Source organism: Vibrio sp. 1180_3, from assembly GCF_029478545.1.
Taxonomy (GTDB): domain Bacteria; phylum Pseudomonadota; class Gammaproteobacteria; order Enterobacterales; family Vibrionaceae; genus Vibrio; species Vibrio aestuarianus.
The window spans coordinates 1-269 of sequence record NZ_SJFM01000248.1; the positions used below are offsets into that span (position 1 = coordinate 1).

General features: G+C 49.1%; 1 protein-coding gene. It reads left to right on the forward strand.

Going from position 1 to position 269, the window contains the following annotated elements:
* Positions 1-269 (forward strand): hypothetical protein (locus EYW48_RS21740; protein WP_277433107.1); only part of this gene is annotated, 269 nt, incomplete at both ends.

The window sequence follows — 269 nt, forward strand, 5'->3', positions numbered from 1 at the left end:
GGTAGCCAACAAACCGTTGATGAAGATGATTTATCGGGTATGGGCTCGGATGGCTCAGGCAGTACGACGCTGAGTGGTAATTTTGACGTTGTGGATGGGGCGGATGGCATTGTTAGCTATCAATTGACCGACTTAGTGACGTCAGTAGCCGGTTTGCAATCTGGCGGCCAGAATTTAGTGATGGTTGAAGTGTCTAACCTCAATGGCATCACAGTATATGAAGCGCAGATCCAAGGCAGCAATGAGGCGGTCTTTAGGATCACGCTCAA